Source organism: Tsuneonella troitsensis (assembly GCF_001441535.1).
GTDB lineage: Bacteria > Pseudomonadota > Alphaproteobacteria > Sphingomonadales > Sphingomonadaceae > Tsuneonella > Tsuneonella troitsensis.
In genome coordinates, this window is record NZ_LMAU01000007.1 from 1 (window position 1) to 22,412 (window position 22,412).

General features: G+C 65.5%; 20 protein-coding genes. 5 read left to right on the forward strand and 15 right to left on the reverse strand.

Features of this window, described 5'->3' with window-relative positions; all coding sequences use genetic code 11:
• From AR323_RS13310 to AR323_RS13330, 5 genes are all read right to left on the reverse strand, one after another.
• On the reverse strand, nt 1-2,297 hold a 2,297-nt coding region (locus tag AR323_RS13310), incomplete at its 3' end, for a VirB4 family type IV secretion/conjugal transfer ATPase (protein WP_057884479.1).
• A gap of 16 nt (nt 2,298-2,313) precedes the next feature.
• Nucleotides 2,314-2,598: a type IV secretion system protein VirB3 gene (locus tag AR323_RS13315; RefSeq protein ID WP_057884480.1), complete on the reverse strand. Its 285-nt coding sequence runs from the start codon at nt 2,596-2,598 to the stop codon at nt 2,314-2,316.
• A gap of 3 nt (nt 2,599-2,601) precedes the next feature.
• The gene (locus AR323_RS13320) at nt 2,602-2,898 is read right to left on the reverse strand and encodes a TrbC/VirB2 family protein (protein ID WP_057884481.1); all 297 of its coding nucleotides are present in this window, start codon (nt 2,896-2,898) and stop codon (nt 2,602-2,604) included.
• Between the two features lie 5 nt (nt 2,899-2,903).
• Nucleotides 2,904-3,539, reverse strand: a complete 636-nt coding sequence (locus tag AR323_RS13325; protein WP_057884482.1) for a lytic transglycosylase domain-containing protein — start codon at nt 3,537-3,539, stop codon at nt 2,904-2,906.
• A 147-nt stretch (nt 3,540-3,686) separates the two neighbouring features.
• Nucleotides 3,687-4,055: a tetratricopeptide repeat protein gene (locus AR323_RS13330; protein WP_057884483.1), complete on the reverse strand. Its 369-nt coding sequence runs from the start codon at nt 4,053-4,055 to the stop codon at nt 3,687-3,689.
• 282 nt (nt 4,056-4,337) lie between these two features.
• Here AR323_RS13330 and AR323_RS13335 point away from each other — a divergent pair, with 282 nt between their 5' ends.
• Complete coding sequence (locus tag AR323_RS13335) at nt 4,338-5,930, forward strand: hypothetical protein (RefSeq protein WP_152980358.1); 1,593 nt, start codon at nt 4,338-4,340, stop codon at nt 5,928-5,930.
• A 71-nt stretch (nt 5,931-6,001) separates the two neighbouring features.
• On the forward strand, nt 6,002-8,716 hold the full coding sequence (locus tag AR323_RS13340) for a TonB-dependent receptor domain-containing protein (protein WP_057884485.1): 2,715 nt from the start codon (nt 6,002-6,004) through the stop codon (nt 8,714-8,716).
• Nucleotides 8,717-8,790: 74 nt separating this feature from the next.
• On the opposite strand, the gene AR323_RS13345 is transcribed toward AR323_RS13340, so the two are convergent.
• Nucleotides 8,791-9,465 carry a response regulator transcription factor gene (locus AR323_RS13345; protein WP_057884486.1) on the reverse strand — a complete coding sequence of 225 codons (675 nt, stop codon included), beginning with the start codon at nt 9,463-9,465 and terminating at the stop codon, nt 8,791-8,793.
• Nucleotides 9,466-9,621: 156 nt separating this feature from the next.
• On the opposite strand from AR323_RS13345, the gene AR323_RS13350 reads away from it, so the two are divergent.
• On the forward strand, nt 9,622-10,389 hold the full coding sequence (locus tag AR323_RS13350; protein ID WP_057884487.1) for a Crp/Fnr family transcriptional regulator: 768 nt from the start codon (nt 9,622-9,624) through the stop codon (nt 10,387-10,389).
• A gap of 10 nt (nt 10,390-10,399) precedes the next feature.
• On the opposite strand, the gene AR323_RS13355 is transcribed toward AR323_RS13350, so the two are convergent.
• The 8 genes from AR323_RS13355 to AR323_RS13390 all read right to left on the reverse strand — a co-directional run bounded on the left by AR323_RS13355 (nt 10,400) and on the right by AR323_RS13390 (nt 19,856).
• Nucleotides 10,400-13,165, reverse strand: coding sequence for a phosphoenolpyruvate carboxylase (locus AR323_RS13355; protein ID WP_057884488.1), 2,766 nt, complete (start codon nt 13,163-13,165; stop codon nt 10,400-10,402).
• Nucleotides 13,162-13,755: a bifunctional 4-hydroxy-2-oxoglutarate aldolase/2-dehydro-3-deoxy-phosphogluconate aldolase gene (gene eda / locus AR323_RS13360; RefSeq protein ID WP_057884489.1), complete on the reverse strand. Its 594-nt coding sequence runs from the start codon at nt 13,753-13,755 to the stop codon at nt 13,162-13,164. The genes AR323_RS13355 and eda overlap by 4 nt, the downstream gene beginning before the upstream one ends.
• Before the next feature lie 17 nt (nt 13,756-13,772).
• Entirely contained in the window at nt 13,773-14,744 is a 972-nt protein-coding gene (glk, locus tag AR323_RS13365; RefSeq protein ID WP_057884490.1) for a glucokinase, read from the reverse strand.
• Nucleotides 14,744-16,549 (reverse strand): phosphogluconate dehydratase, encoded by a 1,806-nt coding sequence (edd, locus tag AR323_RS13370; protein WP_057884491.1) that lies wholly within the window; start codon nt 16,547-16,549, stop codon nt 14,744-14,746. Before edd ends, glk begins: the two co-directional genes overlap by 1 nt.
• The gene (gene zwf, locus AR323_RS13375) at nt 16,542-18,002 is read right to left on the reverse strand and encodes a glucose-6-phosphate dehydrogenase (protein WP_057884492.1); all 1,461 of its coding nucleotides are present in this window, start codon (nt 18,000-18,002) and stop codon (nt 16,542-16,544) included. Before zwf ends, edd begins: the two co-directional genes overlap by 8 nt.
• A gap of 101 nt (nt 18,003-18,103) precedes the next feature.
• The gene (locus tag AR323_RS13380) at nt 18,104-18,520 is read right to left on the reverse strand and encodes a secondary thiamine-phosphate synthase enzyme YjbQ (protein ID WP_057884493.1); all 417 of its coding nucleotides are present in this window, start codon (nt 18,518-18,520) and stop codon (nt 18,104-18,106) included.
• Nucleotides 18,520-19,407: an HpcH/HpaI aldolase/citrate lyase family protein gene (locus AR323_RS13385; protein ID WP_057884494.1), complete on the reverse strand. Its 888-nt coding sequence runs from the start codon at nt 19,405-19,407 to the stop codon at nt 18,520-18,522. Before AR323_RS13385 ends, AR323_RS13380 begins: the two co-directional genes overlap by 1 nt.
• Nucleotides 19,404-19,856: a MaoC family dehydratase gene (locus AR323_RS13390; protein WP_057884607.1), complete on the reverse strand. Its 453-nt coding sequence runs from the start codon at nt 19,854-19,856 to the stop codon at nt 19,404-19,406. Before AR323_RS13390 ends, AR323_RS13385 begins: the two co-directional genes overlap by 4 nt.
• Before the next feature lie 96 nt (nt 19,857-19,952).
• Here AR323_RS13390 and AR323_RS13395 point away from each other — a divergent pair, with 96 nt between their 5' ends.
• Both AR323_RS13395 and AR323_RS13400 read left to right on the forward strand, forming a co-directional pair.
• Nucleotides 19,953-20,753, forward strand: coding sequence for a transglutaminase-like domain-containing protein (locus AR323_RS13395; protein WP_057884495.1), 801 nt, complete (start codon nt 19,953-19,955; stop codon nt 20,751-20,753).
• 46 nt (nt 20,754-20,799) lie between these two features.
• Nucleotides 20,800-21,471 carry a L,D-transpeptidase family protein gene (locus AR323_RS13400; protein ID WP_235510636.1) on the forward strand — a complete coding sequence of 224 codons (672 nt, stop codon included), beginning with the start codon at nt 20,800-20,802 and terminating at the stop codon, nt 21,469-21,471.
• Here AR323_RS13400 and tilS read toward each other — a convergent pair.
• Nucleotides 21,468-22,355, reverse strand: coding sequence for a tRNA lysidine(34) synthetase TilS (gene tilS, locus AR323_RS13405; protein WP_161808763.1), 888 nt, complete (start codon nt 22,353-22,355; stop codon nt 21,468-21,470). The two genes, AR323_RS13400 and tilS, sit on opposite strands and share 4 nt — an antisense overlap.
• Between the last annotated feature and the right edge of the window lie 57 nt (nt 22,356-22,412).

Below are 22,412 nucleotides of genomic sequence, written 5' to 3' on the forward strand. Positions count from 1 at the left end.
AGACGGCGGACGGTGCCCTCGCGGCCCGACAGCACCGCAAGCACTTCGGGCGCGTTGGAAAGGTCGAGCCTTACCACGACGCTCGCATCGGGCTGGCGGATGAGGAACGCGCGGCTGTGGGCCGGCAGCGAGCGGATCAGGGCAAGCTCGTGGCTGGTCAGTCCGAAACCGTCGCAATAGTCCTCCGCCCGTGCGCGGGCGTTGGGCATGAAGATCATCGTCGCCGTCTGCTCGACCAGCGCGGTGGCGATGCGGCTATCCAGCGCATCGCGCGCCGACTGGGTGGCAAAGCCGACCAGCGCGTTGCGCTTACGCAAGGTCTTGAGCCAGTCGCGAATGCGGGCCGCGAACACCTCGTCGTCGAGCGCCTTCCACCCCTCGTCGATCAGGATCATCGTCGGCTTGCCGTCGAGCCGTTCCTCGATCCGGTGGAACAGGTACATCATCGTCGGCGTGCGCAAGCGCGGATTCTCGAGCAGCGCGGTCATGTCGAATCCGAGCACGCGCGCACCCAGATCGAGCCTGTCCTCGGCGTTGTCGAACAGCCACGAATGCTCGCCGCCCGCGATCCAGGCGGAGAGCCGGTCGGCCAGGTCACCCGGTTGCGGCCGCTTGGCGCCCGACAGCAGTTCGCGGAAATGCTTCAACCTGCGCAATCCGGCATCGTTGGCATAAGCGGCATCGACCGCTCCGGCGATCGTCGCCAGTTCCTCTGGTCCATCGGCCTTCAGCAGCACCGCCAGCCAGTCGCGCAGGAAGGCGCGGTTGCCGGGCGTGTCGGGAAGAGCGAGCGGATTGAATCCGGTGGGTTCGCCGCTGGCGATCCGGTCGTAGCGCCCGCCGATGCCCCGAATGAAGAGTTCTGCACCGCGATCCTTGTCGAAAAGGATCGTCCTAGGGCTGAATTTCTGCGCCTGCGCGGCGACGAAATTCATCACTACCGTCTTGCCGGAGCCCGAGGGACCAATGACCGTGAAGTTGCCGAGGTCGCCGTTGTGGAAGTTGAAGAAGAACGGGGTCTGGCTGGTCGTCTGCAGCAGCGTGACCGCATCGCCCCAGTGGTTCCCCTCGGCCTGGCCGAGCGCCATGCCGTGCAAGGACCCGAAGCTCGCCATGTTGGCGCTCGAGATCATCGCGCGGCGGGCGATATAGCCCTCGTTTCCGGGAAACTGGCCCCAGAACGCCGGCTCGAGGTTGGTATCCTCCCGAACCACGATGGCGCCCGTATCGGCCAGCGCCGCGGCGCAGGCGGCGGTCGCCTCGTCCAGAAGCGGCAAGGTCCGTTCGCGCACGAGGACCGTGAGGTGGTGGTCGCCGAAACCGACAGCTCCATTGCCCAGCGCGTCGCGGGCGGCGAGCATGTCGTGCCGCTCGGCCATCGCCTCCTCGTCGGCGCTCTTCAAGCGGCGGATCGCCAGGTCCATCCGCTCGCGCGCCGTCGTGCGTTCGGACGGAGCATAGCTTTCGGACACAACCATCTCAAACGGCTGGCGCAGCAGCGCGTCGAGCAGGCCAGGGCTGGTCGCCTCGGGGTAGTCCTTGAGGCTGAGGATCGCGGCAAAGTCCGGTTCGCCGCTGCCGCGCAGCTCCATCGCGTCGAGGCCGAAGCTCGCCCGGCGATAGGGCAGCATCTGGCCGATGTCGGTCTCGTCGGCCGGACGGCGCACCGGGCGCATCTCGCCGTTGTAGAGCGCGCTCAGCAGTTCGAGAATCTCGTTGTTGAGGGCGCCGCTCGGGCCCTCGTAATCGTCGAGCATCGTCGCGCCATAAGCCTGCAGCGAGGCGACGAGCCCGGTGGCCGCCGCCCTTAAGGCGCGCACGTCCTTGGGATCGGCGTCGACTTCCCGCTGCCCCTTCCTGCTCCACATCTTCGCCGCCTTTTCGGCGAGGCCCGCCTTGCCGCGCGCCGGTCGCCGAACGAGCGTGACGAACTGATCGTTGACGAACAGCGAACCACTGCCCAGCCGCTCTTTCCAGCGGCGGTCGATGTGCGCGCTGAGGGGATCGGGAAACTCCGCGTCGAGCTCGATCTGCACCCGGCGGCGAATGACGTGGTGATACAGCACGAACCGCGCATCGAGCGTCGAGCGCAGCATCACCTCACGCGTCGCGGCATGGTGGTTGAGCGCGTCCGAATCCTCGGTCTCGAACAGCAGTCCGGGGACCTGCAGAGCGGTCATCACGCTACCGTCGCGCAAAAGCACGGTATTGCCGTCGATGAGGCGGGCGTAGGGCAGGCGGTCGCCAGCGCGGGCTTCCTTCGCGCTCCAGGCGGCGGCGCCGATCCATTTCTTCATTCGCCGAATCCTTCCATCAGGCGGCGTAACTGTTGCAGCCCCAGCGCTTCCAGTTGGGTACACGGGGACACTTGCTGACCTTGGTGAGCCAAAGGTCGAAGATGCGGGGTTCGCGCAGGCAGGCGAAATAGCCGATCGCATGGAGGATGATCGGGATCGGAATGATCCAGAAACTCTTGAAGATCAAGAACAATTCCGACGATACGAACAGCCAGACGATGATGAAATAATTGAGCGTCACCCCGGCGAACATCTGCGGGCGGGTCAGCGCGCGGTGGACGGGGTGGCGGACCAGTTCCATCGCTCAGCTCGCCGCAGCGGCGCCCTGGATGCCGGCGACGATCGACGCCGATCCGAACAGGATGAACACCCCGATGATCACCGTCGCGCCGAAGCGCCAGTTGAGACGGCCGGTCAGCATCATGAACCCGATCGCGGCAACCGCCATCACCGCCACCGCGGTCGCAACGTTACCGAGCAGGGTGCCCTGCAACCAGGAAAGCGCCGCGACGATCGGACCGGAACCGGCGGGATCCTGCGCAAAGGCAGCGGTCGGCATTGCCAACAGGGCAACGGGGAGAAGGCGGGTCAAGCGATGCATGAGTGTCAGTTCGGCTTTCGTGAGTGATCGGACAGGCGCCCCATGATCGCGGCGACGTATCCTTGCGTTTCGCGGATGCGCGGAATGCCGCCAGCGGCGATCACACGCCCGGGACCGGCATTGTAGGCGGCCAGCGCCTTTTCGATGTTCCCGTCGAAGCGGTCCATCTGCTCGCGAAGGTAGCGCGCGCCCCCCTCGAGATTGGCGAATGGATCGTCGGGGTCGACACCCAGGTACCGCGCGGTGCCGGGCATCAGCTGGGCGAGCCCGCGGGCACCCACGGGCGACCTGGCAGACGCATTCCACCGGCTCTCCTGCCAGACCATCGCCTCGATCAAAGCGGGACTGAGATCGAACCGGCCGGCGAGTTCGGCCACCTTGGCGGCGTATAAGGCGGGTACCATGCCGGCGTGCGCCGCCGCGTCGGCGATCGCGTGAGGGGGTACGACATGATCACCCGAGAGTTCGACCAGAGCGGCGGCGTCCTGTTCCGGCGCGGCGGGATCGGCGGCTGCCACAGCAAGCGCCCCGGCTATCCAGCGCGGCCCGGCGGGTCCGATCTCCAGCACATCGGCGCGCACGGGAGCGGCGGCGCAGAACAGCGCAAACGCAGCAAACGTGCCCGCCTTGGCGAGAATCATGGAATACCTCCGTCGTCCGGGCCCCAGTGCCTACACTAAATGACAGCGGGGTGACAGATTCCTGAACCGTCCTGTTCGCCTTGCAGACAATAAAAAGGCCCGCCGGCGCAAACCGGCGGGCCACGAAACCCGAAGGATTGTATGTTTTTAGCGAAGCGCGGTGCGGGTTGCGCCGGACGCGAAGGCACCCCGATCGAGAGCCGCAAGCGCGCGCTTGGCCAGCGCCTGGCTGTCCACCCAAGCTCCCCCAGCGGTTTCCAGCTGATAGTGCCGGTTCATCTTAGCGGCGCGTTCAAACAGGCGGCGCGCCTGCGCGTGGTCGCCTTCACGGGCGTATGCCACGCCAAGATTGATAAGGCTGGCGGGATGATCGACTGCATCACCTGCCGAACTCTCGATCTGCGCGATCGCTGCGGCGTTTCGTCCCGCGGCCACATCGTCGAAAGCGACATCGACCTGCTCCACGTCGGGCAGGGGGGCGGTCACCAAGATCGCCGCGACCAGCAAAGCAGACATTTCACTCTCCCACGTTCGTTATGGATGCAAAATGCTACTGGATCGCGCGAAGTGCAACATATCTGAAACATTGTCATTGTTTTGTAATATTCGACCTAGCTCAGCTTGTAGGCGTGCCGCCCGCGTACCGCCACATTGCGACCGATACGTCATTCGCGAGTCATAGTTACGTCGTATTCGTATCGCCGTAATATTGCAAAGAAACCGTCACTTAGTCCCCCTAGTTCGCGAGTCGCGGCGATCACGGATCGTCTGTTCTTTCGACATGAGGGGAATTCAATCGTGCAGAGATTTCAGGGTCTGGTCCTTGCCGGATGCAGCGCACTCGCATTGGCCGCCTGCGGCGCCGACGACGTGGTCGCACCGGGCGGTCCGATCATCGTCAACCCGGCTCCGACGCCGACCCCGACGCCGACGAGCGTCCCCGGCGGTTCGGTTACCGCGGCTGCATCCTGCACCCCGGGCACGACCGACGCCGGGACCGTCGCCTTGCAAAACGGGCGCGGCACGATCCGTAACTGCGTCGTTCCCAACCTGATCACCGGCACCCTGACGCTCAGCGGTCGCCGGGCCGACGGCATCATGTATTCGATCAGCGGACGGACCGACGTGGGCCGCGACATCGACCTCACCGGCGGCACCGCCGGCACCCTGAACGTCCTTCCGGGCGTTACCGTCTTCGCCGCAACGCGCGAGACCACCCTGATCGTCAACCGCGGCTCGCGCCTCAATGCGGACGGCACCCAGGCGCAGCCGATCATCTTCACCGCCCTGCAGAACCTGACCGGGTCGGGCCTGACCGAGGCGACCGACAACCTCTGGGGCGGCCTCATCATCCACGGCCGCGCGCCGATCTCGCGCTGCGACCCGACCGTTTCGACTTCGACCGTCGGCGGATCGGCGGGCTGCTGGCGCAAAGCCGAAGGCGTGTCGCAGGACACCCTGTTCGGCGGCAACGTGAGCAACGACAACTCGGGCATCCTGCGGTACGTCCAGGTGAACTTCACCGGCGTCGGCTCGGGCGGCAGCGAAGTCCAGGGCATCACCACCGGCGGCGTCGGCTCCGGCACCGTGATGTCGTACATCCAGATCCACAACAGCCTCGACGACGGTATCGAATCGTTCGGTGGAACCCAGAACATGGACCACCTGGTGATGACCGGCATCGCCGACGATTCGCTCGATACCGACAACGGCTACATCGGTTCGGTCCAGTTCATGCTCGCCGTCCGCCGCGCCAACGGCAACGTGGGCGACAGCATCGGCGGACAGACGATGCTTGAGATCGACAGCTCGGGCACGAACGACGCCAGCCCTCGCCAGTACCTCAAGCTGGCGAACTTCACGCTGCTCCAGACCACCCCGAACGAACCCGCCATCCGCCTGCGCGGCGGCGCGGACGTCGACTTCATCAACGGCATCGTCGTCGCCCGCTCCGGTGGAACGACCGGTTGCCTCGACGTCGACAACGCCGAAACGGTACAGGCTGCCGGAACCTACAACGGAACCGCCGATCGCGGCCCGCCGCGGTTCCTGTCGGTGGTCTTCGACTGCCAGCTTCTGATCGATAGCGACGCCGACGCCTTCGAGGATGCCGCGCTGAACAACCCGGCCAACTCGAACGTCAACCGCGCCTTCACCAACACGCTGCAGTTCCTGACCGGATCGAGCGTGGGGCGCATCGCCAACGGCGCCAACGAATCGGCGGTCGTCGCGGCGACCAGCCTCGGCTCCATCAGCAGCTTCCTGACGACGGTGAACTACATCGGCGCCTTCAGCGGCCCGAACGACACGTGGACACGGGACTGGACGTGCAACTCTGACGTCGCCGACCTGCGCGGCGCCCTGGGCTGCACCGACATCCGCGTTTTCTGATCAGACCGTATCCGGCGGGGAGGCGGCGCATGCGGCGCTTCCTCCCCGTCCATTTTTCGGGGGAACCCACAATGCGCCGCCTGCGACCCTTCGCCGCCGCTCTCCTCGCAGGGACCGGCCTTGCCGCTGCACCTGCACTCGCCCAGGCCGAACCCCAGCCCCTGCCGACCACCGGCGAGCAGGTTGCCGAGCCTGCAACCTCGCCCGAAGCGACCGACGCCCAGACGGAAGAGCAGGTCGAGGTATCGACCCCCGGCTCCGAAGGCGCTGAAATCGTTGTTACCGGACGTTTCATTCCCGAGCCGGTACGCAACACCGCGCAGGTCGTCAGCGTCCTGTCTTCGGCGGAAATCGCCCGCACCGGCGACGGCGACATCGCGGTCGCGCTGCAGCGCGTGACCGGCCTGTCGGTCAACACCAACGGCTTCGTGTTCGTTCGCGGCCTCGGCGATCGCTATTCGCTGGCGCTGCTCAACGGGTTGGCGCTGCCGTCGCCCGAGCCGCTGCGCAGGGTGGTGCCGCTCGACATCTTCCCGACCAGCATCGTGTCCAGCGCGGTCGTGCAGAAGAGCTATTCGGTGAACTATCCGGGTGAATTCGGCGGCGGCGCGATCAACCTGACGACCGCCTCGCTACCCGACGAGAACTACCTGACGGCCGGCATCGGCATCAGCGGGGACAGCGAGACCACCGCGCAGCTCGGCTATACCTATTACGGCAGCAAGCGCGACGTCTTCGGCTTCGACGACGGCACGCGCGACCTGCCCGCTGCGTTGCGCGACAATGGCGGCGAACTGGTCGACGCCGGCGTGCTGGAGAACGAGGACACCCTTATCCTCCAGCGCAACAACCAGATCCCGGCCAACTTCAGCGCCTCGCTTGCGGGCGGGTACGCCACCGACATCGGCGACACGCGGTTCGGCGCGATCGCCTCGGCCAGCTTCTCAAACGGCTGGCGTACCCGCGGCGCGACGCAAGAAACCGCCACTGCCGGCTCGCTGTTCACCAGCAGCTATGGCGTGCGGACCGAGAACCGCGTGCAGGCGAGCGGGCTCCTCGCGCTCGGGCTGGACTTCCCGCAGGAACACAAGATCCGCCTGACTAACGTATTCATCCGCGATACGTCCAAGGTGGCACGCGTGCGCGGCTCTTTCGAGAGCATCCAGACCCCGTTCGAGGATCTCGAGGACGATCGCCTGACCGGCCCGTACGATGCGCTCAGCTATGAAAGCAGCTATGTACAGCGCCAGCTGATCACCTCGCAGGCGGTCGGTGAGTTCGAATTCGGCGCGGTCGAGCTGGACCTGCGCGGCAGCTATTCGAAGTCCGAACGCGATTCGCCGTATGAGCGCACGACGCAATACCGGTTTGTCGGCTCGACCGGCGGATATGCGGTCAACCTGGGCACCCCGACCGGCGTGATCTTCAGCGAACTCGACGAAACGGTGTGGGCCGGTGGCGGCGATATCGGCTACGATCTGACCGGCCTGATCAACGGCAAGCTGTCGGTCGGCTATGCCTACAGCGACACCCAGCGTACGTTTCAGAGCCTCAACTTCCTTTACAACGACGGGGGCGCTCCGATTGCCGGCACCGGGCAATCTTACCTGCCGATCTATGCGCTGCTGACGCCCGCGCTGATCGATTTCGAGGATATCGGGTTGCGCCAGGTTAACCGCGCGTTTGGCCAGACCGAATATCGCGGCGACCTGACCGTCCACGGCGCATACGTGCGCGCGGACGTCGAGGTGGCGACCGGCGTACGGCTGGAAGCGGGCGTGCGCTACGAGGATGCGGTTCAGCTGCTCACGCTCCCCGATCTCTACGGCAACAATCCGTCGGGGGCCGGCAACGAGGCCGTGATCCGCAAGGCTAACGACTACTGGCTGCCCGCCGCGACGGCGACGTGGAACTTCGCCGAAGACTTCCAATTCCGCCTTCACGGCTCGAAGACAATCGCGCGTCCGCAGTTCCGCGAGCTGGGCACGATCCCGGTTCTCGACGTGGAATCCGACCGTTTCCTTTCCGGAAACCCGTTCCTCACGGACAGCATCCTGTGGAATGCCGAGACCCGGATCGAATGGTATCCGGCACGCGGCGAGCGCATTTCGATCGCCGGCTTCTACAAGTCGCTCGACGCGCCGATCGAGACGATTGCGACGATCGACGGCGCCGGGACGCTGCAGGTTACCAACGCCAACGCACCCAAGGCCACGCTTTATGGTGTCGAAGCCGAAGTGGTGAAGTACATCGGGCTCGGCGGCCTGGGCGACGGGCTGGCCCCGTTCCGCCTCGCGCTGTCGGCCAACTACACCTGGAGCAAATCGAAGCTGCAGGTTGGCGCCGACGACGAGACGATCCTCTACCCGGGCAACATCGACAGTCCGCTGATCGCCCCGGCAAGCCAGGTTTTCACGGACGGCAGCCCGCTTACGGGTCAGTCGGAGCACCTCGCCAACCTTCAGTTCGGCATCGAGAACACCGACCGGCTCGAGCAGCTGACGTTCCTGCTCACTTATGCCAGCGAACGGGTCACCTCGCGCGGCGCCAATACCGGCGGCGTGCTCGATCCGGACATCATCGAGCGGCCCGGAATCAATCTCGACATCGTCGCACGCCAGGGTTTCGAGTGGCCGGGCTTTGCCGAAATGGAAATCAAGTTCGAGGCCCGCAACGTATTCGGACGCGGACACATCGAAGAGCAGGACTACGGAACCGGCATTGCCCGGATCAACAACTACGACATCGGCACGACTTTCGCCGCATCGCTGAGCGCCAAGTTCTAATGCCGGAATCTAATGAGTGGGTGACCGGGCGGCACGAGCCGCCCGGTCGTCCGCTCTAATATAAAGCCAGAACTTCAAAGCAGATCGAGCACGTAGCCCAGAGAGCGGACCGTGCGCAGCGGGTTGCCCGCACCGGCAGTCTTGAGCGCCCTGCGAAGGCGGCCGATCCACACATCCACCGTGCGAGCATCGATCGCCGGCTCCTGCTTGCCGAGGCCTGCGATAAGCTGTTCGCGGGTCATGACCTGGTTCGGGTTCTCCGCGAAGAACAGCAGCAGTCGAAATTCGTTTGGCGGCAGGACGAGCGGTTTTCCGCTCCAGCGGGCCTGCAGGGCCGTCATGTCGATAGTCAGGTCGCCCACTTCGAAGCGCTGGCCGATCCTTCGCTGTTGCTGCAGCGGATCGACTGCGATGACCCGGTCCAGTACGGCATTCCGGTCCACCGGGCCGAGCATGTAATCGTCCGCCCCCGCTTTGAGTGCGCGGCGACGATCGTCCGGATCGTCGGCTTCCAGCACCATGGTGATGTGCGCTTCGCTGGTGCGCGGATCGGACCGCAGCCGGCGACACATCTCCAGCCCCGCTAGATCGTCGAGCACCCAGTCGACAAACGCCCAGACGGGTCCTTCGACCAGTCGTTGCGGCCCAGCGGCGTCGATCCGCGCAAATGTGTAGCGCCGGCCGGCGTGAACGAAGTCGTCCATCGTTTCGGCGTTACGGTCGGTGAGGAAAATATTGACCACGTCCATCGATGCCCCCGGGCGTTAGAGCGACGGAATGCAGGCGGGATGTGACGCGCGGATGACTAATGTTGCAGTCGTCCCATGACCGGCGATTAACAAAAGATGCTGTTTTTTTTCAATGATGCGGAACCGAACACCCGTCTCGACCGATAGGGTCAGGGCATGGTGGACGATGTAACGAGATTCCCGCTGACGGGTCGTTTCCTGATGGGACGATCCCGCCACGCACTGGGAGAGCGGGAGAAGGAGATCCTGGAAGCCTCAATCGCTGAGGTCCGGGATTTCGACAAACCCACCCGAATTCTGGCGCGGGGGGAGCCTACGTCCCGTTCCACGATGCTGATCGACGGATTTATCCTGCGCACTATTATCGAGAACGATCGACGCTATGTCGTCGGCATTCAGGTTCCGGGCGACTTCGTCGACCTTCATGCGTACGCGTTGAAGCGACTCGATCACGACATCGTGACCTTGGGGCGGACGAAGGTGGGCTACGTTTCGCACGACACCATCGCGCGGATACACGAAAACGAACCGCACCTGTCGCGCTTGTTCTGGTTTTCGACGCTGCTGGATGCCGCGATCCATCGGCAGTGGACGCTCAAGCTACAGCAGCTGAAAGCAAGCCGCCGCGTCTCGCATCGTATCGCAGAAATCTGGAAGCGGCTCGAAATGGTCGGGCTGGGGCGACAAAGCGGTTTTCGATCCCCTCTCACCCAGACCGATCTTGCGGACATGTGCGGGACCACGCCGATCCATATGAACCGCGCGCTTGCCGAACTGCGCCGCGACGATGTCGCCGAATTTCGCCGCGGCCTCGTGGTGGTCAGGGACCGGGAGGCGCTGGAAAGACACGGCGATTTCGATCCGGCGTATCTATACGGTGAAGGACTACTTCACGTCGAGCACGAGCTCGACGCGCTCGCCTGAAGATACAGTTTCAGCCGTGCGCGCCGAACAGATTGGCGATAGCCACCGACACTCTTAGCGATAGGGCCTGCGCCGCTGCGATCGGGTCGATGAAATCGCGGTGAATTGAAGCGTACCCTTCCGCCTCGCCATCCGGGTATTCCCCCGGTTCGTCCACTTCGAAGTCGGCGGCCCTGGCAACCTGTGCAGGATAGGCCCTGCGGAGCTGCGCCAGCGCATCGTCGATCCTTAGAGTGAACACCATTTCCAGCACGTCATCGCGGCTGATGTCGTTCGCGCGACTGAAGGCAGGAATACTCACCGCTTTCAAGAACATGTGCTGCAACAGGGCAAGGCGCAGCGACTGGAGCACGCCTATCTCGCGCCGCACCTGTTCGCGCGTTGCGAGCGGGCTGTCGTCAGGCACCAGCTCGAGCAAGCGATGGAGCTTAAGGGCATCGACCCGCAACCGCGAGGCCAGACGTCGGAACACTCCGTTCCGGTCATCCTTGGTCAGATACTCGGCAAGCGCCGCGCAGGCAGGAGCGAGGTGCTCCTCCGTTCCGCGATAGGTCCGGCTGGCCCAATAGGCGGAGTTGAACAGTTCGCCGTATGCCGCCACCGTCTTGATGCTGGCGAGCGCGTTGGCAGCACGCAGCAGCCGGACGATCTGACGCCCCCGCGCACTGTCCCGTAGCAGCCCGGCCAATTCCTCGAGATTGCCGTCGGCGGCGCTGCCGACGCCCGCGATCACGTTAACCGGATAGCCGAGCTGCTGCAGAACCGCGTTGTGCGGGATCGCGCGAATCTGACGCAGGTTCATGTCGCGGTCGGCCGCAAGGTCAGACTGGCGGCGCGATTTTCGGCTGCCGGTTTCGACCAGCATCCCCAGTCCGAATGCGGTGATCGCCCGGCTGTAGGTACCACTCTCCAGGTGTTCGCGCTGGTGGTCCTTGATCGCGCGATAGAAGTCGAGGCTCAGGTCCGTTCGGCGATAGAACGGGTCCACCGGCGCCTGCACGTCGGTTTGAGCCGGGCTGAGAGCGGCGATCCTCGTCAGCGTAGCGAGCGCGAGTTCGGGTGTGGCAAAGAACAGGTACCCGTCCCCGCCCTGAAAACTGACTTCCGGCTCAAGCGCGATGCCCGCGCGCGCGAAGCGCCGCCGCGCCCACGGCGACAATGGCCATTCGAGCCGGTCGGCGAAACTGGACGGGTGTGCGCCCCGCCCCATGCTCTCGCCGTGCGTGTCGAAAATCAGCGCGGCGACTTCGGTCAGCCCGTTCGCCTCCATCGCGGCGGCGAGGCGGCCCTGTAGACGCTCGATCGCCAGGCTTGCCGGAATCTGCCCCACGAAGCGCCCGGCATCGGAGAAACCCGTCTGCACCGCTACCCGTCCACGCCGGCGCGCGTAGGCCTGATAGGCAGGCTCGGCCAGCAGCGCATCGAGCAGGCGACCGCCGTGCTCCAGCGCGCTCTCGGTCTCGAACAGCGGCGATACGTCGACCTTGTCGGCCACGCCGAAAAGCTCAGCAAAATAGAGCGCGGCAAGCACGGTTGCGGGCTGTTCGCATTCGGCGATCAGCATCCGGATCGGCGCGTCGGCATCCACATGGTGCAGTATCTGCGCCATGCTGATGAACTGGCGGATCGCAGTCGAGCTTTCGACGGCCAGTGCCGCGAAATTGGCGCGGAGCGGGCGCACTTCGGCGAGCATGGCGCGAAGGGTCGCCAGCGCGCCTCTGCTGGCGATCTCGATCGCGTGACCTTCGGGCAAGCGGCGCCGGATCGCATTGTGCAACTGGCTCGCGTTCACCCGGAAATGGATCCAGCCCATGCCCAGTCCATCGGCGCGCATGGCAGCGGCCAGTGTGCGGAAGGCCACCGCCTGCGGGCCTGCTTCCGCCTCGGCTTCGATCTGCGCGATGACCGGCGCCAGCGTCAGCAGCTTGTCGGGGTGGTCCGAAGTAAGGCCATTCGCAGCAGCAGCAAGCGCCGCAGGATCGGAGAGGTCGGCCTCGAATTCGGTGGCGTGGCGTCCTGCGTGTGCGGCGGCGCGGCGCAGTTGGTCCACAAGCTGGTGACCGGGCGCGATCCCTTCCAGACAGTCCGCATAGCGACCCAGGCGCCGAGCCTTCTCCGCAAGCCGATAGGCGATCGACGTGTGCCACTTGATGTCGGTCCGGCCATCCATGTCGTAACCGACCCAAGTCGCGAAACGGAAAGGAACCGGTGCCAGCTCTCGCCACCGGTCCGGCCACCGCGCCTGCGCCTGCTCGAATATGCGCTCCGCGATCCGGTCGCGCGCATCCTGCGCGTGGGCGATCGCCCGCATCGCCTCGCCATGCTCAAAGTCTAAAGTGAGCGCCGGTCGTTCTCCGCTGACCGCGCAGACCGCGTCGTCACTGCCGTCGCGGTCACTGGCCGCCGCGGCGATCGCATTGGACTGCGCGGGTGCGAGCAGGAACGTGGGGTGCGCGGTGAAGACCGCATGGAGTTGCGGGCGCGACCAGCGCTCGGCGAAGGCATCGAAGTCGTCTTCCTCGGCGACCAACATCGCGATCGTCGCATCGGCCTTGTCCGGCTCAACGAGCGCCTCGAGACGATCGGCGCGGCTCTTTAGGCCGGAACATTCGAGTTCGGCCACCATCGCGCCCAGCCCGTCGATCGTCAACGCGCCGCTTTCGAGATCGCGCGACAGGTCAAGCGAAAGCTGGAATACCGGGTTGAACAGGGGAGTGTCGGCTGTCTGCCGATGATGCACCCGGAGGCGCTCGACGAGATCGGCGACCGTCTTCATCGGCCGAGCGCGGCAGCCTCTCGCGCCAGTCGTTCGATCACCTCGCGATCGGGGGCACCCTTGGGCGACACCCAGCTTCCGCCGACGCAGAGCACGGGGTCGAACGCCAGCCATTCTGCCGCGGTCTCTAAGCCGATGCCCCCGGTCGGGCAAAAGCGGCATTGGCCGAACGGAGCCGCAAGCGCCTTGAGCGCGGGAAGCCCGCCCGCCGCCATCGCCGGGAAGAACTTGAAGTGGGTCAGGCCCATGTCCAGCCCGCGCATGATGTCGCCAGCATTCGCGATACCCGGCAGGAACGGAATACCCGCCGCGATGGCCGCTTTGCCAAGGGGTTCGGTCAATCCGGGCGAAACGATGAATTGGCTTCCGGCGTCGAGCGCCTGCGCAAGTTGGGCGGGATTCGTGACCGTCCCTGCCCCCACGATCGCGCCGGGCACCTGTCGCATCGCACGGATTGCCTCGAGTGCCGCCGGGGTGCGCAAGGTCACCTCCAGCACCGGTAGCCCCCCGGCCACGAGCGCCTCCGCCAGCGGGACAGCGTGCGCGATATCCTCGATGACGATCACCGGGATCACCGGCGCGGTGCGCATGATGGAGGCGATGTCAGTCACATGTGCTCCGAGGCAAAGGCGGCCGCGGCACCATAGAGGCCGGGCTGGGGATGGACGATGAGCTTCACGGGGATCGCAGCCATCAATTCGGCAAAACGGCCCTTGGCGCGAAACCGCTCGGCAAAGCCCGACTTCAGCAGCGTGTCGCGGATACGGTAGCCAAGCCCGCCGGCAATCACGACCCCGCCGAAGCCGCCCTGGGCCAGCGCGATGTCGCCGGCGACCGAGCCGAGCGACAGGCAGAACCGATCGACCGCCGCGGCGGCCAGGCTGTCTTCCCCGCTCATCCCGCGAGTCCAGATCGCGATGTCGTCTTCCTCGATCAACGGCCGCCCTTCGAGTGCTGCGAGGGTCTGGTAGATATCGGAGATCGCCGGCCCGGCGACCACACGCTCGACCGACACACGGGTATGGCGCTTGCGCAGGCGGGCAAGGATCGCGTCCTCGATCTGGTCGAGCGGCGCGAAATCGATGTGACCGCCTTCGGTGGCCTGGACATGGTACCCGCCTTTGCCGTCGCGCCAGAGATGCGCCACGCCAAGCCCGGTCCCCGGCCCCAGCACACTTAGCGTACCGGACTCGGCCAGCGGCCTGTCAGGACCGGTCAGGTGAAGGAACTGGTCCTCCGGTGCCCGCGCCACCGCGTGGGCCACCGCCTCGAAATCGTTGACGATGGTATATCGCGTGACGCCGAGCTTCTCCTTCACCAGTGCCGGGCGGATGATCCAGGGGTTGTTCGTGAAGCGGATCACGTCGCCGCCCACTGGCCCCGCGATGGCCATCGCGATCGCATCGGGCAGCTTACCGCCCCGGCTCTTGCGGACGTCCTCCCAAGCGGTCTGGAAGCTGGCGTGATCGTCGGTGTGCAGCGTTTCGGGTTCGCCCAGAGTGATCGTGCCGTCGTCGGCGATCGTGGCGATAGCGAACCGCGCATGGGTGCCGCCGATATCGACTGTTACGATCTCCATCACAGACCTCCCGCCGCCAGCATGGCGCTCGCGCCCCGTTCAGCCGAATCCGCGCCCAGCCGGAACATGGCATACAGTTCGCGCCCCACGCCTTCGTGCACTTCGCCCGGCACAGCGGGTTCGCGGGACGCGAGGTCCGCATCGGTCGAAAGCGCACCGGTGTTCGCGCACAATCGGATGACGTCGCCATCGCGCAGCCGGGCGAGCGGACCGCCCCCGAGCGCCTCGGGGACGCAGTGGATCGCGGCCGGCACTTTGCCGCTGGCGCCGCTCATCCGGCCGTCGGTGACGAGCGCGACCTTGTAGCCACGATCCTGCAACACGCCGAGCGGCGGGGTCAGCTTGTGCAGTTCGGGCATCCCGTTCGCACGCGGCCCCTGGAAGCGGACGACGACCACGACATCGCGGTCGAGTTCGCCCTTGGCAAATGCCTCGGCCACCGCGTGCTGCGTCTCGAATACCCGGCACGGCGCCTCGACGGTATGGCGCTGCGGATCGACCGCGCTCGTCTTGAAGCAGGCACGACCCAGGTTGCCCTCGACCAGCCGCATTCCGCCGTCGGGATGGAATGGAGCCTTCACGGTGCCGAGCATTTCGGGGTCCCCGCTGGCCCCGACCTCGCGCCATGCGAGCGCCTCACCGTCGAGCCAAGGCTCCTTCGCATAGTCGGATAGATCGCCGCCCCAGACGGTCGCGATGTCGCGGTGTGCCAGTCCCGCCTCGAGCATTTCCTTGACGACGTACCCCATGCCGCCAGCGGCGTGGAAGTGGTTCACGTCCCCCGACCCGTTGGGATAGACCCGCGCAATCAGCGGCACGGCGCTGCTGAGGTCCGAAATGTCATTCCAGTCGAGCGCGATCCCCGCCGCGCGTGCCATCGCGGGCAAGTGGATCGCATGGTTGGTCGATCCGCCGGTCGCCAGCAGTCCTACGACCGCGTTGACGATCGCCTTCTCGTCAACCGTCCGGCCCAGCGCGAATTCGGGCTTGTCGGCGACCTCGACCAGGCGGTGCACCGCCGCGCGCGTCAAAGCCTGGCGCAGCGGCGTGCCTGGCGGAACGAACGCTGCGCCGGGTACATGGAGGCCCATCATCTCCATCATCATCTGGTTGGAGTTGGCGGTGCCGTAGAAGGTGCAGGTCCCCGGACTGTGATAGCTTGCGCTTTCACTCTCCAGCAGTTCCGCGCGACCGACCTTGCCCTCTGCGTAAAGCTGACGGACCTTCTGCTTTTCCTTGTTGGCGATGCCGCTGGGCATCGGGCCCGACGGGATGAAAATCGCCGGAAGGTGGCCGAAACGCAGCGCGCCCATCACGAGGCCGGGGACGATCTTGTCGCATATGCCCAGCAAGGCCATGCCGTCGTACATCGCGTGGCTCATCGCGATCACGGTGGACAGCGCGATGGTATCGCGGCTGAACAGCGACAGCTCCATGCCGTCCTGCCCCTGGGTCACTCCGTCGCACATCGCCGGGGTTGCGCCTGCGACTTGCGCAGTCGCCCCAGCCTCGCGCGCCCAGATCTTCATCTGGGGCGGGTACGCGCCATAGGGCTGATGCGCCGAGAGCATGTCGTTGTACGAGGTGACGATTGCCAGGTTCGGCGCGCGACCGGCCTTGATCGCGGGCTTGTCTTCCAGGGCCGCCGCAAATCCGTGTGCGAGGTTCGAGCATCCGAGCGAATTGCGATCCGGCCCGCGGCCGCGTTCGCGCTCCATCAGGTCGAGATAGCGGCGGCGGGTGCCCGCACTGTTGGCAATTATCCGCTGGGTGACGCGGTGGACGGTATCGTCGAGGTTACTCATGCCAGCTCACTCCATCGCGCTCGGCCAGCGCGATCGCCGCGCTGGGGCCCCAGGCCCCGGAAGTGTAGGTCTTCGGGGTCAGGCCGGCCTCCGCCCAGCCGGCGCGAATGGCGTCGATCCATTCCCACTGCGCCTCGACCTCGTCACGCCGGACGAACAGCGTCTGGTCGCCTTCGACGAGGTCGAGAAGCAGCCGCTCGTAAGCGATCCGCTTCATCGCGCCGGCAAAGGCATCGGGCATCGAAATGTCGAGCGGGACGGGTCGCAGCCGCAGCCCCTCGCGGTCGAGGCCGGGAACCTTGGCCATCAGCCGCAGCGAGATATTCTCCTCAGGCTGAATGCCTATGACCAGGCGGTTGGGCATCGTCTTCGCGCCGCGCCCCTCGAAGATCGAGAACGGGATACAGCGGAACTGGACAACGATTTCGGTCACGCGTTCGGGCAGCCGCTTCCCGGTTCGCAAGTAGAACGGCACGCCCTTCCACCGCCAGTTGTCGACGTGCGCCTTAATGGCGACGAAGGTCTCGGTGTCGGAGTCCTTGCCCAGTTCGTCGTCGTAGCCGGGCACTGCTGCTCCGTCGATGGCACCGGCACGGTACTGCCCCGTCACCGTCTCGCCTTGCCCCACGGGGCGCAGCGAGCGCAGGACCTTCACCTTTTCGTCCCGCACCGCGGTCGCATCGAAGCTCGTAGGCGGTTCCATACAGACGAGCGCGAGCAGCTGGAGCATGTGGTTCTGCACCATGTCGCGCAGCGCGCCGCTGTCGTCGTAATAGGCCACGCGGCTTTCCAGCCCGACCGTTTCGGCCACCGTGATCTGGACATGATCGATGTAGTTGGCGTTCCAGATCGGCTCGAACATCACGTTCGCGAACCGCAGCGCCAAGAGGTTCTGGACGGTTTCCTTCCCGAGATAGTGGTCGATCCGGAAAATCCGGTCCTCGCTGAACGCTGCCGCCACCGCGTCGTTGATCTCGCAACTCGTTGCCAAATCGGTGCCGAGCGGTTTTTCCAGTCCGATGCGGACCTTGGGACCGGTCAGCCCGGCGGATTCGAGGCCCGCGATGGTCGGCTCGAACAGGCTGGGCGCGGTCGACAGGAAAATTGCGAGGCCCTGCTCCGGCTGGCCCACTTTTCGGGCCAGTTCGGCGAAACCGTCGGTAGATGAGGCATCGAGTGGCTGGTAGGTTAGGCGACCTAGGAAATCCTCCATCCCGCCGCGGCGATTTTCCGGGAGATACTTTTCCAGCGCCTTGCCGGCGAAATCGCGAAACTCGTCGTCGCTCATCGCCGAGCGCGCAGTGCCCACGATTTGCAGGTCGGACGACAGAAGACCCTCGTGCGCGAGTGCGCATAGCGACGGCAGCAGCATCCTTTGCGAAAGGTCGCCGGTGGCGCCGAACAACAGCAGCCGGTCGGCGGTAAAGGCAGCGCTGGCACGGGCTTCGATCATGATCTTCCTGGACTTGCGGAACAGACGATCCGTACTCGGGGACCTAGCAACCGCGCGCCCTCGGGCATAGCGCGGGCATACTTATTCATGATCCGGACGTGTCATTCCCCGATCGCGGTGAGCACCACCTCGCGGCGGTGACCGCGCGCGCGGTGCTCTGCGAGGTAGATCGCCTGCCAGGTGCCAAGCAGCAGGCGGTTCCCCGTGAACGGCACGGTCAGCGAATTTCCCGTAAGCATGGCCTTGATGTGCGCAGGCATGTCGTCGGGCCCTTCGTCGTCGTGCTCGTACTGCGGACCCTCGGGCGCGAGCCGGTCGAACCATCGCAGAAGATCGCGCTTGACCGCCGGGCTGGCATTCTCGCTGATGAGCACACCCGCGCTGGTATGGCGACAGAATACCGTGAGCGTGCCCTTCACCAGCCGGGCCTCGGCGAGCCAGACCGCAACCTTCGAAGTGATATCGATCAGCCCGGTCCCGGTCGTCTCTATCCGGAGAATGCCCTGCGCGGTCCGCACTATTCGCCCGCGAGGCCCAGCGTCCGCTGCGCGGCCTTGAGATGCGGAATGTCCAGCATCTTGCCATCCAGGCCCACGACACCCGCCCCAGGCTCGGCCGCGAAGGCCGCGACGACGCGGCGGGCATCTTCGACCTCGCCGGCAGATGGAGTGAAGCCTTCGTTGATCGGGCCGACCTGCGCCGGGTGAATCGCAAGGCGTCCCGAAAAGCCCTCCGCGCGCGCCTGTCGACTTGTGGCGAGAAGGCCGGACTCGTCCTTGAAGTCCGCGTGCAGCGTCTCGATCGCAGGAACGCCCGCGGCATGGGCGGCCATCAGCGTAAGGGATCGCACTAGCCGGTAAGTGAACAGCCATTCGCCGTCCTCGCCCCGGTTGCCGGTAGCCCCGAGCGCGGCGGCGAGGTCCTCCGCGCCCCAGGTCATCGCACGTAGCCTGGTCAAACCCGCGGCCGCGTAGTCGCCCAGCCGGAACGGAGCGATCGCGGTTTCGCTGGCAACCGGGATGATCCCGATCGATCCGGGCTTGACCCCGTGAGCCAGTTCCATGTGGTCGAGCAGGCTCGACAGCTTCGCGCAATCATCGGGGCCGTCCGGCTTGGGCAGCATGATGCCGGCCGGCCGTGCAGGAACCACTGCGGCGAGATCGCTTTCGGCAAGGCCGCTATCGAAGGGATTGATCCGCACCCAAAGCTGCGGGGCAATTTCTGCGCCGCGATCGAAGCCGAACAGGAAATCGGCGACCTTGTCGCGCGCGGCCGACTTGTTGGCGGGCGTGACGGAGTCTTCGAGGTCGAGGATCACCGCGTCGGCGCCGCAGCCGGCGACCTTGGCGAGCTTCTTGTCGCTGTCGCCGGGGATGAACAGCAACGATCGCATCTGGCCGCTCATACCGGCTTCCTCCGCTGAAGCCCGCTTCGCTTGCAACTGGCGACAAGCGTGCCGTTCTGGTTGTACGCCCGGTGGGCGAAGGTCACGATCCCCGCTTCGGGACGGGACTTGCTGTCACGCAGATCGATCACCTCGGTCTCGACACGCAGCGTGTCGCCGACGAAGACGGGGGCGGGAAAACGCACTTCGTCCCAACCCAGGTTGGCGATCGCCGTGCCGAGGGTCGTGTCGCCCACCGACACGCCGACCATCAGCGATAGCGTGAAGCACGAATTGACGAGGATCCGCCCGTACTCGCTATCCTTCATGTACTCGGCATCGAGATGCAGCGCCGCCGGGTTGTGGCTGAGCGTCGTGAAAAGCAGGTTGTCCGTTTCGGTCACCGTCCGGCGGATCGGGTGATCGAAGGTCTGTCCCACGGATAATTCATCGAACCACAGGCCCGGCATCTGCGTCTCCTTGTTGTGCAGATCGACTAGCGCGGGCTTTTCGGAAAAGACAGGTCTGGCGCGAAACCGGTTCTCCTGCCAGGCGTTCGGCACGCCATGACCATCGCAATCAAGACCCGCTTCGACTTTTCGCTCGACAACCCGACCGACGTGATCCTCCAGTTCGAGGCTGCAGAGATTCCCGAGCAGGTCATCCTGTCCGCGAATACCGTGCTGACCTGCGGCAACGACTGCGCACGCGTGCCTGCTCACGAGGCGATCGGCGAACGTGTGCTGGTCAGGGCCGAGGGGCGTTTCGAGGTCGAGTACGATGCCACGGTCGATGTGCGGCGACTGACCCCCGACCTGGCCGGTCTTGCGCAGCTTTCGCCGCACGATCTGCCCGGCGATCCGCTCGAGTACCTGCTCGATTCGCGCTACTGTCCCGCCGACCGGCTGCAGTCCTTCGTGGAGGACGAATTCGGCGGGACTTCGGGCGGCGACCGGGCGCTGGCGATCCGAGACTGGATCGCGAAGCACTTTACCTACGAGCCAGGCTCCAGCACCGCGACCACGACCGCGCTCGACACGTTCGTGGAACGGCGGGGAATCTGCCGCGACTACGCCCATGTTCTGATCACCCTTGCGCGGGCATCGACGATCCCGGCCCGCTACGTCTCGTGCTTTGCACCCGGGGTTACCCCGCCCGATTTCCACGCCGTTGCCGAGGTATTCCTGGCGGACGAGACGACGCCGGGCGGAGGGGCCTGGTACATCCTCGACGCGACGGGCATGGCCGAGCCCCACGAAACGGTGAAGATCGGCGTTGGCCGCGATGCCGCCGATGTCAGCTTCCTCACCAGTTTCGGTCCATCCAATTTCGGCGACAAGTCGGTGGAAGTCGCCCGAAAGGCTTAACCTTTTCACTGTTGCCGTCCCGTTGGGGGACGTGCCGCGCCCGTGGGTGGAACAACCGCAGCCCGCGAAGCATACAGCGATCATGGATGCGATGTTCAAGTGGATCGGTGGCGGAACGGCAGCAGTGCTTCTGGGTCTGGGCGGCGCGGCCCTAGTGACGAGCATCGGCGACGACAGCGCCTCGTCACCGAAGGCTGCGGCGGCGCAACCACCTGCCCCGACGCCGATATCCGCCGCCGCCGAGGATGACGCGGAGCCCTTCATCGTCAAGCGCATCCTGCCGATCGACGGCCCGATCAAGTACGGCGAGTGGCACTGGGACGACGCCAACGTTCCCGATGGCCCCATCGTCATGACCGTAGACCTCGAGGCGCGAGTCCTTTCGGTGTTCAAGGGCGGTCACGAAATCGGTGCCGCCGCCGTCCTTCTGGGCACCGACGAATATCCCACGCCCATTGGCACCTTCCCGATTCTGCGCAAGCAGAGGCACAACGTATCGGAAAAATACGACAACGCGCCGATGCCGTGGTCGATGTTTCTTACGCAGGACGGCGTCGCGATCCATGGCGGAAGCCAGGTCGAAAACGGCTATGCCAGTCACGGCTGCATCGCCGGTCCTGACGAATTCGTCTCGCGGATTTTCGCGATCGCCAAGCCCGGCGACAAGGTCGTCATCACTCGAGGCGAAACGCTGGGCATGGGCGACAAGATCGTCTAGCGGCGCGGGCCTTCGGGCCGGACCGTCCAGGTGCCGCGCACGACTTCGACGATCGCTCCGCCCAAGGTGGCCCTGCCTCCGCCGCGCAGTCGCTCGGAAAGAGCAGCCAGCTCGCCGCCCCGCGGCTGCGAACCGCCGCTAAGAGCAATCATCCGTTCGAAAATGCGCAGGCGGATCGCTTCGGGCGCGTCGATGGGACGATAGACTAAGCCGTCGCCGCTTTCGGTAACCTGCTCGCACCACTCGCGCTCTACCGCCCAGCCGAGCGCCTGCTCGGCTTGGGCCAAGTGGCCCGCCGACCGCGCAATGCCTTCGGCATCGAGCCAATTCGCCGAAGCGAGGCCGGCACGAACCCTGGCTCGATCGAAACGCAAATCCGTGTTCGAGGGATCGACGACTGCCGCGATCCCTGCTTCGGTGACGATGCGCTGCAATTCGGCCTTCGTCCACGCCAATAGCGGACGCACGATCAACGTTCCGGTCGACGGAATGACGTTGACCGGGCGGATTGCAGACAACCCTCGCAGACCGCTCGCCCGGTTGAGCCGCATGAGAACGGTTTCCGCCTGGTCGTCGGCATGATGAGCGGTCGCGACGGCGACCAGCCCGCGTTCGGCCGCCCAGTCGCCGAGTGCGGCATAGCGCGCCTTGCGGGCGGCTTCCTGCATGTTGCCTTCTTCAACCCTCACGGGGATTGTGCTGTGGGCGACACCCAGTTCGGCGCACACGCGCGCAACCTCCACAGCCTCGCCAGCGCTTTCCGGGCGCAAGCCGTGATCGACCGTCGCCGCCTCTACATGGTCGGGCCTGAGTGCATGGGTCAGGAGAAGCAGGGCCAGGCTATCGGGTCCACCCGATACCGCGACCCCGAAGCGCAGGGGCAATTCCGCCCCGGCCTGCCAGACCCGGCGAAGATCGGCGGCGAACCGCTCTAGTGTTGC

Bases quoted from the DNA above. Each gene is read 5' to 3' on its own strand.
- AR323_RS13315 (WP_057884480.1), bottom strand. From the start codon at position 2,598: ATGGAACTGGTCCGCCACCCCGTCCACCGCGCGCTGACCCGCCCGCAG.
- AR323_RS13320 (WP_057884481.1), bottom strand. From the start codon at position 2,898: ATGCATCGCTTGACCCGCCTTCTCCCCGTTGCCCTGTTGGCAATGCCG.
- AR323_RS13385 (WP_057884494.1), bottom strand. From the start codon at position 19,407: ATGAGCGGCCAGATGCGATCGTTGCTGTTCATCCCCGGCGACAGCGAC.
- AR323_RS13395 (WP_057884495.1), top strand. From the start codon at position 19,953: ATGACCATCGCAATCAAGACCCGCTTCGACTTTTCGCTCGACAACCCG.
- eda (WP_057884489.1), bottom strand. From the start codon at position 13,755: ATGCGCACCGCGCCGGTGATCCCGGTGATCGTCATCGAGGATATCGCG.
- AR323_RS13330 (WP_057884483.1), bottom strand. From the start codon at position 4,055: ATGTCTGCTTTGCTGGTCGCGGCGATCTTGGTGACCGCCCCCCTGCCC.
- edd (WP_057884491.1), bottom strand. From the start codon at position 16,549: ATGAGTAACCTCGACGATACCGTCCACCGCGTCACCCAGCGGATAATT.
- AR323_RS13340 (WP_057884485.1), top strand. From the start codon at position 6,002: ATGCGCCGCCTGCGACCCTTCGCCGCCGCTCTCCTCGCAGGGACCGGC.
- AR323_RS13345 (WP_057884486.1), bottom strand. From the start codon at position 9,465: ATGGACGTGGTCAATATTTTCCTCACCGACCGTAACGCCGAAACGATG.
- zwf (WP_057884492.1), bottom strand. From the start codon at position 18,002: ATGATCGAAGCCCGTGCCAGCGCTGCCTTTACCGCCGACCGGCTGCTG.
- AR323_RS13325 (WP_057884482.1), bottom strand. From the start codon at position 3,539: ATGATTCTCGCCAAGGCGGGCACGTTTGCTGCGTTTGCGCTGTTCTGC.
- glk (WP_057884490.1), bottom strand. From the start codon at position 14,744: ATGGAGATCGTAACAGTCGATATCGGCGGCACCCATGCGCGGTTCGCT.
- AR323_RS13355 (WP_057884488.1), bottom strand. From the start codon at position 13,165: ATGAAGACGGTCGCCGATCTCGTCGAGCGCCTCCGGGTGCATCATCGG.
- AR323_RS13350 (WP_057884487.1), top strand. From the start codon at position 9,622: ATGGTGGACGATGTAACGAGATTCCCGCTGACGGGTCGTTTCCTGATG.
- AR323_RS13390 (WP_057884607.1), bottom strand. From the start codon at position 19,856: ATGCCGGGCCTGTGGTTCGATGAATTATCCGTGGGACAGACCTTCGAT.